At 70.7% G+C, this 15,568-nt stretch carries 11 protein-coding genes; 1 reads left to right on the top strand and 10 read right to left on the bottom strand.

Going from position 1 to position 15,568, the window contains the following annotated elements; all coding sequences use genetic code 11:
• The 6 genes from trxB to GTW67_RS15865 form a co-directional block, all read right to left on the bottom strand.
• A partial coding sequence (gene trxB / locus GTW67_RS15890; RefSeq protein ID WP_161165478.1) for a thioredoxin-disulfide reductase occupies positions 1-875 on the bottom strand: 875 nt, incomplete at its 3' end.
• 138 nt (positions 876-1,013) lie between these two features.
• Positions 1,014-1,949, bottom strand: coding sequence for an RsmA family anti-sigma factor (locus tag GTW67_RS15885; RefSeq protein WP_161165477.1), 936 nt, complete (start codon positions 1,947-1,949; stop codon positions 1,014-1,016).
• A complete protein-coding gene (gene sigM / locus GTW67_RS15880) occupies positions 1,946-2,671 on the bottom strand; it encodes an RNA polymerase sigma factor SigM (protein ID WP_161165476.1) in 726 nt (241 codons plus the stop codon). The genes GTW67_RS15885 and sigM overlap by 4 nt, the downstream gene beginning before the upstream one ends.
• 27 nt (positions 2,672-2,698) lie before the next feature.
• The gene (locus GTW67_RS15875; RefSeq protein ID WP_161165475.1) at positions 2,699-4,396 is read right to left on the bottom strand and encodes a protein kinase family protein; all 1,698 of its coding nucleotides are present in this window, start codon (positions 4,394-4,396) and stop codon (positions 2,699-2,701) included.
• A gap of 140 nt (positions 4,397-4,536) precedes the next feature.
• Positions 4,537-6,915, bottom strand: a complete 2,379-nt coding sequence (murJ, locus tag GTW67_RS15870) for a murein biosynthesis integral membrane protein MurJ (protein WP_161165474.1) — start codon at positions 6,913-6,915, stop codon at positions 4,537-4,539.
• Between the two features lie 44 nt (positions 6,916-6,959).
• Positions 6,960-9,368, bottom strand: coding sequence for a DUF6049 family protein (locus tag GTW67_RS15865; protein ID WP_161165473.1), 2,409 nt, complete (start codon positions 9,366-9,368; stop codon positions 6,960-6,962).
• 227 nt (positions 9,369-9,595) lie between these two features.
• Here GTW67_RS15865 and GTW67_RS15860 point away from each other — a divergent pair, with 227 nt between their 5' ends.
• A complete protein-coding gene (locus tag GTW67_RS15860; RefSeq protein WP_161165472.1) occupies positions 9,596-11,041 on the top strand; it encodes a CCA tRNA nucleotidyltransferase in 1,446 nt (481 codons plus the stop codon).
• A 102-nt stretch (positions 11,042-11,143) separates the two neighbouring features.
• Here the strand turns inward: GTW67_RS15860 and GTW67_RS15855 are convergent, their stop codons facing one another.
• The 4 genes from GTW67_RS15855 to GTW67_RS15840 form a co-directional block, all read right to left on the bottom strand.
• A complete protein-coding gene (locus GTW67_RS15855) occupies positions 11,144-11,668 on the bottom strand; it encodes an LppU/SCO3897 family protein (RefSeq protein ID WP_161165471.1) in 525 nt (174 codons plus the stop codon).
• Between the two features lie 122 nt (positions 11,669-11,790).
• Complete coding sequence (locus GTW67_RS15850) at positions 11,791-13,053, bottom strand: MFS transporter (protein ID WP_161165470.1); 1,263 nt, start codon at positions 13,051-13,053, stop codon at positions 11,791-11,793.
• 77 nt (positions 13,054-13,130) lie between these two features.
• On the bottom strand, positions 13,131-14,213 hold the full coding sequence (locus GTW67_RS15845; protein WP_161165469.1) for an inositol-3-phosphate synthase: 1,083 nt from the start codon (positions 14,211-14,213) through the stop codon (positions 13,131-13,133).
• Positions 14,214-14,257: 44 nt separating this feature from the next.
• Positions 14,258-14,935, bottom strand: a complete 678-nt coding sequence (locus GTW67_RS15840) for a PadR family transcriptional regulator (protein ID WP_161165468.1) — start codon at positions 14,933-14,935, stop codon at positions 14,258-14,260.
• Positions 14,936-15,568: the final 633 nt, after the last annotated feature.

Raw genomic sequence — 15,568 nt, 5'->3', positions numbered from 1 at the left:
GCGGCGGTGATCGCCTGCCGGTAGGTGTGGTCGACCACGTCACCGGCGCCGAAGACACCGGTCAGGTTGGTGCGGGTCGAGGGGGCTTCGACCTTCAGGTAGCCCTCCGGGTCCAGGTCGAGCTGGCCCTTGAAGAGCTCGGTGCGCGGGTCGTGACCGATGGCGATGAACAGGCCGGTCACCGCCAGGTCCGCGAGCTCGCCGGTCTTGATGTTGCGCAGCTTCAGGCCCGACAGCTTCTGGTCGCCCTGGATCTCCGCGATCTCGCTGTCCCAGACGAACGAGATCTTCGGGTCGGCGAAGGCACGCTCCTGCATCGCCTTGGAGGCGCGCAGGGTGTCGCGGCGGTGGACGATCGTCACGGACTTGGCGAAGCGGGAGAGGAACGTGGCCTCCTCCATCGCGGTGTCACCGCCGCCGATCACGGCGATGTCCTGGTCCTTGAAGAAGAAGCCGTCGCAGGTCGCGCACCAGGAGACGCCGCGGCCGGACAGGGCGTCCTCGTTCGGCAGGCCGAGCTTGCGGTGCTGGGAGCCGGTGGTGACGATGACGGCCTTCGCCCGGTGGACGGTGCCCGCGGTGTCGGTGACGGTCTTGATCTCGCCGGTGAGGTCGACGGCGACGACGTCGTCCGGGATGAGCTCGGCGCCGAAGCGCTCGGCCTGGGCACGCATGTTGTCCATGAGCTCGGGGCCCATGATGCCGTCCTGGAAGCCCGGGAAGTTCTCCACCTCGGTGGTGTTCATCAGCGCGCCGCCCGCGGTGACGGCGCCCTCGAACACCAGCGGCTTCAGCGACGCGCGCGCGGTGTAGAGCGCCGCCGTGTAGCCGGCGGGCCCGGAGCCGATGATGATCACGTTTCGGACGTCGCTCACGGCTTCATTCCTCGTCTCTGGACTGCGTCTTCAGGTCCGGGTGGAGCTTTGTCGGAGCTCTCACCCCACCCAACGGATCCTAAGGGGCGCGCATTCCCGTTGTGTCCGGGCACACGGCGGGCGACGAGGACGTGGAGTTCAGGGCCGGGTGTAGGTGTGCTTCAGCAGCACCGTGGCCTTGCCGGCGGCGGGCTGGTCCACGCAGGCCGAGTCGACGATGTAGGCGGTGACCCGGGTGTCGTTGAGCGCGTCGGGCAGCACCACGAGCAGTGCTTCCCTGCCCTTGTAGACGCCCTCTTCCGTGGCGAGCGCCGCGTCGTCGCGGCCGATGGCCTTCTGGACGCACTCGGGAACGGTCGTCGGCTGGGTGAGGACGTGGTTCTCGGTCCCGGACTCCGTGCCGAAGCTGTGTGGCGTCCGCGAGCCGCTGCGAGTGTCCTGCCCGTCGGCGACCAGCTCGGTGACCTGCTTCTGGAGCTTGCTCTCGGAGAAGGTGTCCACGGGGGCGGCCTTCTGTCCTTGGGCCGTGTCGTCGGCTGTGTTGCCTCCCGTCACGGAGGACACGATCACGGAGCCGATTCCCAGGGCGGCCGCCGCGGCCACGGCACCCAGGACGGCGATCCTGCGCCGTCCGATGCGCCTGCGGTCCTTGCGGCCCGGGCCGGTGGTGGACGTGCGGGCGCGACCGGAGGGTCGGTCCGCCGCCGATGTTTCACGTGAAACATGCGTGCCGCCGTCGTGCGTCTCGCGCTCGTCGGCTGCCGTCCCTGCCGGGTCTTCCGAGTTTTCCGGGTCTTCCGGGTGTGCCGGGGCTGCCGCGCTCAGCAGGGCTTCGGCGGCCAGGGCGGCGTCGATGCGCCCCGCCACGTCATCGGGCATGCGCTGCGGTCCCGGCAGCGTCCCGAGCAGCCCCTGGATCTCCTCCAGCGACGCGTAGACGTCCGCACAGAGCTCGCAGGTCTCCAGGTGCCGGCGTACGTCCGTGGTCCGGGAGGGCGGAAGCAGGCCTTCGGCGAGGTCGGAGATCTCCGCCACGTCCGGATGCCCGGCCATGTCTGTCGTCGACGACGTCACGCTCGTCCACCTCCGCCCTTCACTGCGGCTGAATCGCTCTGGCCCGCTGCCGGCGGACCCGTCCGGTGCGGTCCCGCCGCGGGTGGGACGGATGCGCCGGGCGTCCGGTTCCGCTCGGGGTGGGGCTTCTCGTCGTCGCCGTCGCCGTCCGGACGCAGGTGGGTGAGCAGCGGCAGGAGTCTGGCTCTGCCACGGGCGCACCGGCTCTTGATCGTGCCGACGGGCACATCGAGGATCCGGGCCGCCTCGGCGACGGGGTAACCCTGCATGTCGACCAGGACGAGAGCCGCCCGCTGGTCGGCCGGGAGAGTCCCCAGGGCCTCGATGAGCTGACGGTGCAGGTCGTTGCGCTCGGCGGGGGCCGATGCCGACTCGTGCGGCTCCAGCAGTTGCTCCAGGCGTTCCGCGTCGTCGACCGGTGCGGTCTTGCGGGAGGCGGCCTTGCGGGCCCGGTCCAGGCAGGCGTTCACGGTGATCCGGTGCAGCCACGTCGTGACGGCCGCCTGTCCGCGGAAGGTGTGTGCGGCCCGGTAGGCGGAGACGAGGGCGTCCTGGACGGCGTCAGCGGCCTCCTCGCGGTCCCCCAGGGTGCGCAGGGCCACCGCCCACAGCCGGTCGCGGTGACGGCGGACGATCTCCCCGAAGGCGTCGGGATCGCCCTCGACGTGACGGGCGAGCAGCTCGTGATCGGTCAGGCCCTCACCACTCGTGGCGTCCGCCATCACACCCTCTCCTCGCGGCAGATGCCGTCAGCTGGTCACCTTGACGTCCGCCAGCCTGCCGCGCCACTCCCCGGTGTCGGCCTGCTTGGGCAGATCGGTGAGCCACACCAGCAGATACCGGCTCTGGAGAGCCTTGCCGGGCTTGAGTTCCACCGTTGTCCCGGAGCCCTCGGCGACCTTGTCGTAGGCGTCGAACGACGTCGGTTCCGCAGTGGTGTCCGCGCTCGCGGCGCGCAGTTCGACGGACGTGCTTCCGACGAAGGTGACCGTCACCTTCCCGACCCGCTGGGCCTTGCCGAGGTCCAGGATGACGCCGACCCCCGACTTGAGGCGGCCGAAGTCGGAACTGAGGTAGTAGTCCGTCTGCCAGTACGTGGCAGGACTGCCGTCGTAGACCTTCTCTATCTCGGACGGCTTCTCGGACTGGTCGCCGAAGGGGTCGAAGTCCCGGGCACCGCTGATGGTGACCGGCTTGCCGGCCACCGGAATCATCGGGCTCTTGTCGTCGCCGTCCGTCGTCTGCGTCTGGTTCTGGTCGTCGGTCTTGCCGCCCCGTTCCATGAGCGCGTCGGCCAGCTGCCAGCTGCCGAGGCCGAGGGCGGCGATCAGCAGCGCCGAGACGGTCCACTTCAGCGCCTTGCCGGTGCGGCTCTGCAGCGGGGGCGGCGGGACCTGCACCGGCTGGGTGATGCCGGGGTGCGGGGCCGGGTGGCCGTACGTGCCCTTCTGGTACGACGTGCGCTGGTACGCGGGCGGCGCGGTGAACGTCGGCTCCGGCGGCCGGATGCGGGGCATCTCGCCGATCGCCTTGACCAGCTCCTCCGGCGTGGTGCACGGGGACTCGTGACGCGAAGCGGTGGCGCCGTCGTTGACGAGCGCCCGCATGGCCAGCTCGGACAGGCCGCGGTGGATTCCGGCGCGCACCTGGTCCGGCGGGATCAGGCCGATGTCCTTGGGCAGGCCCGCCATGCCGTGGGCGTCGCTCTCGTACGGCCAGCGCTGGGTGAGCGTGGCGTACAGCAGGGCGCCGATGGCCTCGGTGTCGGTGCGCTGCGGGGTGTCGGAACTGATGCCGCGCAGGGCGGCGCTGACGGCCAGTCCGCGGATCCTCCACTGGCCCGTCGACGTACGCAGCACGGCGTTGGGGTTCAGCCGCAGATGGGCGAGGCCCTCGCGGTGGGCCGCGGCCATCGCGGACGCGATCTGACTCACCATCTGGTAGGAGTCGTACGCGTCGAGCGGGCCGGCGGCGAGGAGCGCGGTCAGTTCGGTGGCGTCGGGGAGCCATTCGTGGACGACGTAGACGAGGTCGTTGTCCTCGACGGCGTCCAGGACCTGGACGAAACGCGGGTCGCCGAGCAGTGCGGCGGAGCGTGCGGCGGCCAGCACGGAACGGGCCCGTGTGTGGACCGCGGGCAGGACGTGGACTCCGACGGCACGGCGGAGTTTCTCGTCGACGGCCCGCCAGCTGCTGAAGCCGTCCAGACGGGTGACGCATTCCTCGAGGCGGTAGCGTCTGGCGAGCTTGTGCCCGCTGTGCAGTTCGGGAGGCGAGGCCTTGCCGGAATCCTCGCTCGTGGGGCTCCCCTGTGCCTCGTCGCTGTCCGTGTCCCGCTCCCGGTTGTTGGCCGGTCCGTCGGCCGTGGACTGGTCCGCCTGTGCGGTCAGCGGCTTCTCACCGCTGTTGTCTGCCACGTCGACGGCAGCTGTGCTCCGTTCCGCCACCGTCGTTCCTGCCTCCCCATTCGATGCACGCCGGCCGGCTCCCGATGCGCGCAGCCCGACGCCGAACCCAATTGTGCCCACAGTCCGCCGCTATGCACGACACACGGCGGCGGACGATGGTTGTGCGCCTACCCCCGGTCTCAGCGTCCCAGGCGTCCGCGCACCATACCGACCAGTGAGTTGACCTCCTCGATCCGCATCCTGCGTGCGGCGACGAAAAAGACGCCGAACAGGACCGCCGCACCGGCCAGGAGGGCGGCGAGGGACCCCACGACGCCCTGGCCGAGGGTGTGGCCGATCCCGTAGCAGGCGGCGCCGCTGAGCAGGGCGGCCGGGACGGACGCGATGCACAGCCGGGCGTACGTGCGCAGCACCCGGGCGCCGTCCAGGTCGCCGCCGAGCCGCTTGCGCAGCCTGCGCCAGGCGACGCCGACGCCGATCGCGTAGGCCAGGCCGTAGGCGGCGGCCATGCCGACCACGGCCCAGCGGGCGGGCAGCAGGAGGTAACACAGACCGGCTGCGGCGGCGTTGAACGCGGCCACGATGACCGTGTTGTAGAAGGGCGTCCGGGTGTCCTCGTAGGCGTAGAAGGCGCGCAGGACGACGTACTGCACGGAGTAGGGGATGAGGCCGAGGCCGAAGGCCATCAGCATGTAGCCCATGTTGGTGGCCTCGCTGGTGCCCGAGGAGCCGAACATGAGCGTGCACATCGGGATGCCGAGCGAGACGAACCCGAAGGAGACGGGCACGATGGCGACGGCCGTCGTGCGCAGGCCCTGGGAGATGTCGTCGCGGACCGCGCCGCCGTCGTCCTCGGACGCCGAGCGCGAGATGCGCGGCAGCAGGGCGGCCATCAGGGAGACCGTGATGATGGCCTGCGGCAGGCCCCAGATCAGCTGTGCGTTGGCGTAGGCGGCGAAGCCGGTGCCGTCGACGGGGGACGCGGTGCCCGCCGCCGTGGAGAGCTGGATGACGATCATGGCGCCCGCCTGGTTGGCGAGGACGAACAGGACCGTCCACTTGGCGAGGGTGACGGCCTTGCCCAGCCCGTGGCCCCGCCAGTCGAAGCGCAGCCGCAGCCGGAAGCCGGTCTCGCGCAGGTACGGGATCATCGCCAGGGACTGCACCACGAGGCCCAGCAGCACGCCGACGCCGAGCAGGCGCTGGCCCTCCGGCGGGATGCTGGTGACCTTCATGCCGGAGGTCTCCGCGGTCCCGTAGACCCAGATGAACATGCCCAGGGTGACGATGATGACGATGTTGTTCAGGACCGGGGTCCACATCATCGCGCCGAACCGGCCGCGGGCGTTGAGGATCTGCCCCATCACCACGTGCAGGCCCATGAAGAAGATCGAGGGCAGGAAGTAGCGGACGAAGGTGATGCCGACCTCGTTCGCGGCCGGGTTGCTGGCGACGGGGTTGGACAGGACCCGGATCAGGAGGGGGGCGGCGAAGACGGTGATCGCGGTGAGTGCGCCGAGCGCCACCATGACCAGCGTCAGCAGACGGTTGGCGAAGGCCTCGCCGCCGTCCTCGTCGTCCTTCATGGCCCGCACCAGCTGCGGCACGAAGACCGAGTTGAGGCCGCCGCCGACGGTCAGGATGTAGATCATGGTCGGCAGCTGGTAGGCGACCTGGAACGTGTCGCCGAGCAGGCCCACGCCGAGCGCCGAGACGATCAGTGCCGAGCGGATGAAGCCGGTCAGCCGGGACACCATCGTGCCCGCCGCCATCACGGCGCTGGACTTCAGCAGGCCGCCCGCCCGGCCGCCCTTCTTGGGAGCGGCCGGCGGCGTGGCGTCGGGTTCGGCCTCCTGGACGGGAGCCCCGGCCGCTTCCGGGGTGGGAGCCGCCGCGTACTGGCCCGGCGCGGGCGCCGCGTACTGGCCGGGCGCCGGAGCGGCGCCGCCGTAGGGGCCCGGGGCCGGGGTGTTCGCGTACGGGCCGGGGCCCTGGGCGTCGCGGTACTGGTCCGGCCCCGGTGCCGCGCCGTACTGCCCGGGGGCGGGCGCGGGGGAGGGAACCTGTGCCTGGTCGTCGTAGGAGGGGTGGCCGCCGCCCTGCTGCTGGTCCCGGAACAGGTGGGCGAAGGCGTCCGGCTCGTGGCGCTGCTCGCCGGCCTGCGTGACCAGGTCGTCCACGCCGACGAACTGGGTCGTGCGCGGGTCGTCGCCGTACGGCAGGTACTGGGTGGGGCCCTCCGGCTCGGGCGCCGGGGTCTGGGCCCAGACGCGCGGGTCGGGGGCGTACGGCGACTGGGACGGCTGACCGTACAGCGGCTGCTGCGGGTACGTGCCCGGGGGCGGCGGCGGGTGCGCGGCGCGGTCGTAGAGCGCCTCGGAGACCGGGTCCTGGGCGGAGAGGTCCTGCGCCCGGTAGGGATCCTGGTCGTAGGCGTCCTGGAGGTACATGTCCGCGGGCGGCTGCGGCGGCGTCCGGCCCTGGTCGGGCACCGGGCCCTCGGGGTGGCCCGAGCCGTCCACGGCCTGACCGCGGTCACCGTCGTACGGCGCGTTCATCCTTACCCCACCTCATCGTCCCGGGCCGACCGGCCACGACATCCTCAACGGTCCACTCTCTCACCCGTGCCGGACGGGTCGGCGTTTTCCGCTGCGGTGTCCGGCGCCGGGTCACTCGGCTGCTCCGGTTCACCTGCCCGGGAGCCCTCCTCGGACTCCGTGGGACGCGCCTCGGAGGCACCCGGGTTCCCCAGGGCGCCGGGGTTCTCAGGACCGTCCTCGCCGCCCTCGGACTCCTGGTCCTCGCCACCGTCGCCCCGGTCGGCCGCACGGGCGGCGGCCCGCTTGCGCTGCGTGTACATCCGGAAGCCGGCGAGGACGAGGAGCAGGACACCGCCGCCGATGACCAGCATCACCGTGGCCGTGATCTCGGTGACCTTCACGTCGAACGTGACGGCGTCGCCGTACGGCCGTCCGTCCAGCGTGTACAGCTGGGCGATCACCGTGGCCCGGCCGTTGGCGTTGGCGGACGTGGTGAACTTCACCGACTGGCTGTGGCCTCCGGAGACGGACACCGGCTGCTCCTGGTAGGCCGCGCCGCCGATCTCCAGGCGTGTCGGGTTCGTCGAGGTGAGCCGCAGCACCAGGGGGCCGACGTCCTGCACCAGGTTGTTCTGCACCGTCACGGGAATCGTGGCACTGCGGCCCGACAGCTTCGTCTCCGACTTGTCGATCAGTCTGACCCGGCCGGTCAGCCCGTCGAGGTACAGGCGCACACCGGCCCGGAACGACTCCGCCTCCGCGGCCCGGCCCCGCCAGGACGCGGACATCTCCCGGTTCAGGGCCCGCCCGAAGGGCGTCACCACGCGGGACGGGTCCGACAGGACGACCTTGAAGTTGTCGAGCTTGTCCTGTGTCTGCGCGATCTCCGTGAACGCCGACCGGGGCAGTTCCTTCCTGCGCAGCGCCGAGGGGTACGACGAGGTGCCCGGCACGCTGGTGGTGGCCTCGGGGTCGGGCTTGGCCGCGGCGGCGTCCGTCAGCTTCTGGGACTGGGACCAGGTGCCGTCCTGGAGCGCCTTCAGCGCCTCGGCCATCGCGCGGGCCTGGCTGCCGGAAGGGGTGCGCTGCGGTGCGACGACGATGCTGCGCTGCTTGCCGGTCTGGAGCCCCAGCGCGAGGCTCTGGGCGAGGAATCGCTGCACCGCGAGCGTGGACGAGGACGCGTTCGAGAGGTCGCCCTCGAACGCCGTGGACAGCCGGGCGTCCGCGACGACCGCGGTGGTCCCGCCGCCGATGGGACGCGCGGCCGAGGGGGTGTACGGCAGGCCGCTGGTCTCCTGGAGGCTGTCACTGCGGGCGATCACCTTGTCGGCCCCCGCCGAGGTGGCGACCTTGACGATGGACCGGTCGACCGCGCCCTCCACGGGCCAGGCGAAGTCCGTGTTCGGTTTCACGTGGAGGATCGGCGGGACCGTGTTGCCGACGACGTCCGTGGCTTCCTTCAGCTGGCTCAGCGACCCGGCGGTGTCCGTGCCGTTGTGGGCCAGGGAGGCCAGGTCGGGGTCGGCGAAGGGCAGCGCGACGACTTCCTTGTCGGCCACCGCGTCCTGGAGGTCGGCCAGCCACTGCTTGGCGACCGCCTGGTGGGTGCCGCGAACGGTGTCGTCCCCGCTGCGGACCCGGTAGCTGCCCGTCATCGCGTCGACGGAGGCGAGCAGATCGGGATCGACCACCCAGGTGACGTCGAGGTCCTTGCCCAGCGTGACCATCTGGCTCAGGCGGCCTCCGGGGGAGATCTCCTTGGCCAGGTCGTCATTGAGGAAGACCGGTGTCTGCTCCTCGTTCGGTCCCGTCTCGGCGGCCATGTGCGTGGTCGAGACGAGAGGCCAGAGATACGTCGTCTTCGTCTTCGGGTCGGCGGCGTCGGGCTTCCAGGGCAGGAAGGTGCGCTGGATGCCGAGGACCTGCTCCCACGGCTGCGCCGAGGTCTGCCCGGACAGCGAGACGGCGAATTCGTAGACGCCGTCCTCGCCGAGGTCCAGGTCGTCGACCGGGACGGAGATGTTGAAGTGCTCGGCGACGCCGGGGGCGAGCTTCGCGAACTTCGCCGTGTACTTGTCGTCGATCTCCGGAGGGACGGACCCCGACAGATCCGTACCGTCCTTGGCGACCGCGTCGACGGACGACCGGGTGTTGATCTCCGCTCCCACCCGCAGTCCGACGTGGGCCTTGGTGACCGGCTGCTTGCCGTTGTTGGTCACGGTGCCGGACACGGTCACCGTGTCCCCCGTGGTCGGGGCGGACGGCGTGAGCGAGTCGACGGCGACGGCCACCGCGCCGGAGTCCGAGTCGGCCTCCGCGGTCGCCCGCTCTTCGGCGTGCGCGGAGCCGGCGGGCAGCTGGAGCAGGCCGGCCAGCAAGGGCGCGCCGGCGAACAGTGCCGCGGTGCGCCGGAGCCACCGGCGGGCAGGTGAGGGACTGGTCCCCTGGAAGTCTGCCGCCTCGGCCACGCGCTCGCCCGTCCCTCGTCGTGTCAGTGGTCGTCGGAATGTGCGTCCACGCATGGTAACGATGCGCGCCGAGGGGAAGTGCCGCGGAGTACGCCACAAGATCGGTAGCGAGGCGGGCTGCCCCGTATGTGCCCCTATATAGAGGAGCGGACTGACAAAGGCGGGCGGGCCGGTGCGCGGACAAGGGAGGCGACCGTGTCCGCCCGGGCCACGTAACCTGTCCTGTTGTGCCGAACGCCAACGAAGTCACCCCCAGTGCCATGAGTCAGGCGCAGCCTCGCGCGGTGAGCGAACCGCTGCGGGTAGCGCCTGTCGCCGACGACCTCGCGCGCCGTTTCCAGGAGGCCGGGTTCTCTCTCGCCCTGGTCGGCGGCTCGGTCCGGGACGCGTTGCTCGGCCGGCTCGGCAACGACCTGGACTTCACGACCGATGCCCGGCCGCAGGACGTCCTGAAGATCGTGCGGCCGTGGGCGGACGCCGTCTGGGAGGTCGGGATCGCGTTCGGCACGGTCGGGGCGCAGAAGGACGGCTTCCAGATCGAGGTGACCACCTACCGGTCGGAGGCGTACGACCGCACGTCCCGTAAGCCGGAGGTGTCGTACGGCGACTCCATCGAGGAGGACCTCGTCCGGCGCGACTTCACCGTGAACGCCATGGCCGTCGCGCTGCCGGAGAAGAAGTTCATCGACCCGCACGGCGGACTCGACGACCTCGCCGCCCGTGTGCTGCGCACTCCCGGCACGCCCGAGGAGTCGTTCTCGGACGACCCGCTCCGGATGATGCGGGCCGCGCGCTTCGCCGCCCAGCTCGACTTCACGGTGGCCCCCGAGGTCGTCACGGCCATGAAGGACATGGCCGGGCGCATCGAGATCGTCTCCGCCGAGCGGGTCCGGGACGAGCTGAACAAGCTCGTCCTCTCCGCTCACCCGCGCAAGGGGCTGACCCTGCTCGTGGACACCGGCATCGCCGAGCATGTCCTGCCCGAGCTGCCCGCCCTGCGCCTGGAGCGGGACGAGCACCACCGGCACAAGGACGTCTACGACCACACGCTCATCGTCCTGGAGCAGGCGATGGCCCTGGAGACCGAGGGCCCCGACCTGGTCCTGCGGCTGGCCGCCCTGCTGCACGACATCGGCAAGCCGCGCACGCGCCGGTTCGAGAAGGACGGGCGGGTCTCGTTCCACCACCACGAGGTGGTCGGGGCCAAGATGACGAAGAAGCGCATGACCGCGCTCAAGTACTCCAACGACCTGGTGAAGGACGTCTCGCACCTGGTCGAGCTGCATCTGCGCTTCCACGGCTACGGCACGGGCGAGTGGACGGACTCGGCGGTCCGCCGCTACGTCCGGGATGCCGGTCCGCTGCTCGACCGTCTCCACAAGCTGACGCGCTCCGACTGCACGACCCGAAACAAGCGCAAGGCTGCCGCCCTCTCGCGGGCCTACGACGGGCTGGAGGAGCGGATCGCGAAGCTCCAGGAGCAGGAGGAGCTGGACGCCATCCGCCCGGACCTGGACGGCAACCAGGTCATGGAGATCCTGGGCGTCCGGCCGGGTCCGGTCGTCGGTCAGGCGTACAAGCACCTGCTGGAGCTCCGCCTGGAGAACGGGCCCATGGGCCACGAGGCCGCGGTGGCGGCGCTCAAGGAGTGGTGGGCCGGCCAGCAGTCGTGAGACGGGGAACCGGGTCGTGTTTCACGTGAAACACGACCAGGACAGACGGAGGGGCGGTGTTTCACGTGAAACACCGCCCCTCACGCCTCAGCGCGTCTGCGCTTACTTCTTGTAGTCCTTCAGGCAGAGCAGGAAGTCCTTGCCGTCACCGCTCTCGGTGTAGACGTACTGGAAGTCCTTGGCCTGGGCCTCGCACTTGCTCTGGGCCATCGTGTCGGTGAGGAACGAGCCCTCGATCTTGGCCAGCACCTCGTACTGGGCCTTCGAGTCCGCGCAGTCGACGACCTCGAGGTCCGGGTCGTTGTCGTCGGTGCTTCCGCGGTGCATGCAGTCACCGACCGCCGCCGTGTTGGCGTCGTCGCGGCTGGCTATGTAACCGCCGATCGCCACACCGACCACGATCACGGCGATGACGATGTTCTTGATCGTCTTGAAGCTGAGCTTGCGGCGGGCCGGCTGCGGCGGGACCGGGGCATACGGTGCACCCTGCTGGGGGAAGCCGGGCTGGCCGGGCTGCTGCGGGAAGCCCGGCTGGCCCTGCGCGAAGGGGTTCTGCCCCTGAGGCTGCTGCGGGGCCTGCGGCTGGCCCTGCGCGTACGGGTTGCCTTGGGGCGGCGGAGTGGTCACTTGGGGGTCCCCCTAAACATGGGTGCATGACGCGAACATGGCGCGAGTAAGACGCACGTAAGTTACCGGGCCCCACCGACATCTCTGTAGCCCGGAGGGCCTCTGTGGCATTGATGTGACACTTACTGGTCGTCAAAACGGGCCATAGCGACCGCAACCGCTCCGTAGACAGCGGCAACGGTGGCGACCAGCGGCACCGATCGGCCGTCCGGCGGCAGCATCAGCGCGGCCACCGCGGCGGCACCGACGAAGGCGACGTTGAACAGCACGTCGTAAACGGAGAAGATCCGGCCACGGAAGGCGTCGTCGACCGACGACTGCACGATCGTGTCGGTCGCGATCTTCGAGCTCTGGGTCGTCAGCCCGAGCACGAACGCCGCGGCGAGCAGAGGTGCCGTGGCGAACGGCAGCCCGAGAGCCGGTACCAGCACCGCGGCGATTCCCGCGCACACCGCCATCCAGTGGCCGGCACCGAGCCGCCCGGCCGCCCAGGGCGTGATCACCGCAGCGGCGAAGAACCCGGCGCCGGAGACCCCCAGGGCCAGCCCCAGCAGCGCGAGCCCCTCGTCCGGGCCCGACGTCAGGGCGTAGCGGCACAGCATCAGCAGGAGGACGAGCAGGGCGCCGTAGCAGAAGCGCATCAGCGTCATGGCGGCCAGCGCCCAGGCCGCTCCCCGGCGTGCGGGCGCGAGGAGATGGCGTACCCCGGCCACCAGGTCCCGGGCCGTGCCGGCGAGCGCCGACGCGATACGGGGCCGCACCAGTGCCCGGTCGGGCCCCAGCAGCTCCGCCGCCATCCGCAGCGACGCGAGCGCGCCGCACAGGTACAGGGCGGCCGCGAGCAGCACCACGGCGGCGTCGGAGTCCGCGACCACGAGGCGCACGACGAAGGCCAGACCGCCGCCGGCCGTCGCCGCCAGGGTGCCCGCCGTCGGGGAGAGGGAGTTCGCGATCACCAGGCGCTCGGCGTCGACCACGCGCGGCAGCGCCGCGGACAGGCCCGCGAGGACGAAGCGGTTGACGGCGGTGACGCACAGGGCGGAGACGTAGAAGAGCCAGTCCGGGACGGAGGCGACCATCAGCACCGCGGTCACCGAGGCGAGCAGGGCGCGCAGCAGATTGCCGTACAGGAAGACCTGGCGGCGGCGCCAGCGGTCCAGCAGGACGCCGGCGAAGGGGCCGATCAGGGAGTACGGGAGCAGGAGGACCGCCATCGCGGAGGCGATCGCGGCGGCCGAGGCCTGCTTCTCCGGCGAGAAGACGACGTAGGTGGCGAGCGCGACCTGGTAGACGCCGTCGGCGCCCTGGGAGAGCACACGCACGGCGAGCAGGCGCCGGAACCCCTTCAGGCGCAGCAGGACGCGCAGGTCACGGACGACGGCCATGGGGCACAGCCTCACATACGCGAAGGTCCCCGGGTCGTGCGACCCAGGGACCTTCAGCGGACTTCAGCCGGGCGAGCTCAGCGCTCGACCTCACCCTTGATGAACTTCTCGACGTTCTCGCGGGCCTGGTCGTCGAAGTACTGGACCGGCGGGGACTTCATGAAGTAGCTCGACGCCGACAGGATCGGGCCGCCGACGCCGCGGTCCTTGGCGATCTTCGCGGCGCGCAGGGCGTCGATGATGACACCGGCCGAGTTCGGGGAGTCCCAGACCTCGAGCTTGTACTCCAGGTTCAGCGGGACGTCGCCGAACGCGCGGCCCTCGAGGCGCACGTAGGCCCACTTGCGGTCGTCCAGCCAGGCCACGTAGTCGGACGGGCCGATGTGGACGTTCTTCTCGCCGAGGTCCCGGTCGGGGATCTGGGAGGTGACGGCCTGCGTCTTGGAGATCTTCTTCGACTCGAGGCGGTCGCGCTCGAGCATGTTCTTGAAGTCCATGTTGCCGCCGACGTTCAGCTGCATCGTGCGGTCCAGGACGACGCCCCGGTCCTCGAACAGCTTCGCCATCACGCGGTGCGTGATCGTGGCGCCGACCTGCGACTTGATGTCGTCACCGACGATCGGCACACCGGCCTCGGTGAACTTGTCCGCCCACTCCTTGGTGCCGGCGATGAAGACCGGGAGGGCGTTGACGAAGGCGACCTTGGCGTCGATGGCGCACTGGGCGTAGTACTTCGCCGCGTCCTCGGAGCCGACGGGCAGGTAGCAGACGAGGACGTCGACCTGCTTGTCCTTGAGGATCTGGACGACGTCGACCGGGGCCTCGGCGGACTCCTCGATGGTCTCCCGGTAGTACTTGCCGAGACCGTCGAGCGTGTGGCCGCGCTGGACCTGGACGCCGCTGTTCGGCACGTCGCAGATCTTGATGGTGTTGTTCTCGGAGGCGCCGATGGCGTCCGCGAGGTCCAGGCCGACCTTCTTGGCGTCCACGTCGAAGGCGGCGACGAACTCGATGTCACGGACGTGGTAGTCGCCGAACTGGACGTGCATCAGGCCCGGGACCTTGGACGCCGGGTCGGCGTCCTTGTAGTACTCGACGCCCTGCACCAGCGATGCGGCGCAGTTGCCCACACCGACGATGGCTACGCGAACCGAACCCATTCCGGTTGCTCCCTGTGTGTACGAGTGAGGCCCTGACTGGGCGCTCACGTGGCGGTGTCGCCGGGCGTATCCGGCCGGAGGTCGTCCCCCGGCCGGGGCAGGCCGCCCGTCGCTCCAGATGTCGTGTCCTGTTGAGCGGTCCCCTCGGCGGCGGAACCCCGCAGGTCCCGCCCCGCCCGCTCGCTCTCGATGAGCTCGTTCAGCCAGCGCACTTCGCGCTCCACGGACTCCATTCCGTGGCGCTGGAGCTCAAGCGTGTAGTCGTCGAGGCGCTCCCGGGTGCGGGCCAGGGAGGCCCCCATCTTCTCCAGGCGCTCCTCCAGCCGGCTGCGTCGGCCCTCGAGTACGCGCATGCGCACGTCACGCGACGTCTGCCCGAAGAACGCGAAGCGAGCGGCGAAGGTCTCGTCCTCGTACGCGTCGGGGCCGGTCTGCGAGAGGAGCTGCTCGAAGTGATCCTTGCCGTCGGCCGTCAACCGGTAGACGATCTTGGCGCGCCGTCCGGTGAGGGAGGCGGCGGCCTCGTCGACGTTCCCCGGCTCCTCGATCAACCAGCCGTTGGCGACCAGCGTCTTGAGGCAGGGGTACAGCGTCCCGTAGCTGAACGCGCGGAACACACCGAGTGACGTGTTGAGCCGCTTGCGCAGCTCGTAGCCGTGCATCGGGGATTCGCGGAGCAGGCCGAGTACGGCGAACTCGAGGATGCCGGAACGCCGGCTCATCGTCGCCTCCTCTCGTCCTTATGCCGCGCTGATGTATCGGCTCGATACATCACGACGATAGAACGACCTGCCGCACGCGACAAGGGGCGCACTGGTGAACGGGATCACATCGACGATTCATGGTGAGCAAGTTGCCTGATTTGAGGTGAACTTCGGACCTCGGGGGTTTTGGCGGTGCGTAGTCTGTGCGCCATGCAGACTGCCGGGAACCGAGTGACGCGTGGGGGCGTCCTCGTCCCCGGTGCAGTACGGGTGAATGCGGTAGGGGCCGCATCCGTACTTCGGGGGGACCGGAAACCAGCCGCCTTTTCCAGGCGCGCAAAGGTGCGCCTGCCCGAGGAGTAGTCGTTCGATGAGCGAGCACCGTCGCAAACCGCCGCCGCCGCAGGGAGGCGGACGTGCCGCGGCCCGACGCGGCCAGTCCGGCTCGTCCTCCGGCCGCCGTGCGGCACCGCGGGGCGCCACAGGGTCTCCGTCCGGCTCGTACGGTCCGGAGGACGAGGAGCGCCCCTACGGGGGCCGCGCCGAGGCCCGGCGCGCGGCACAACGGAGTGGAGGGGGCCGCCGAAGGGCGGCCGAGCCGGCCCGTGGCGGCCGCCGGGCAGGTGGCACCGCCGCGGCGGGCGCCGGCGG

Origin of the sequence: Streptomyces sp. SID5910, from assembly GCF_009862125.1 — a bacterium.
Classification (GTDB): domain Bacteria; phylum Actinomycetota; class Actinomycetes; order Streptomycetales; family Streptomycetaceae; genus Streptomyces.
The sequence above is the reverse complement of the archived record's forward strand: the minus strand, read 5'-3'. Positions and strand labels throughout refer to the sequence as shown.

Bases quoted from the DNA above. Each gene is read 5' to 3' on its own strand.
- GTW67_RS15840 (WP_161165468.1), bottom strand. From the start codon at position 14,935: ATGAGCCGGCGTTCCGGCATCCTCGAGTTCGCCGTACTCGGCCTGCTC.
- GTW67_RS15845 (WP_161165469.1), bottom strand. From the start codon at position 14,213: ATGGGTTCGGTTCGCGTAGCCATCGTCGGTGTGGGCAACTGCGCCGCA.
- GTW67_RS15850 (WP_161165470.1), bottom strand. From the start codon at position 13,053: ATGGCCGTCGTCCGTGACCTGCGCGTCCTGCTGCGCCTGAAGGGGTTC.
- sigM (WP_161165476.1), bottom strand. From the start codon at position 2,671: ATGGCGGACGCCACGAGTGGTGAGGGCCTGACCGATCACGAGCTGCTC.
- murJ (WP_161165474.1), bottom strand. From the start codon at position 6,915: ATGAACGCGCCGTACGACGGTGACCGCGGTCAGGCCGTGGACGGCTCG.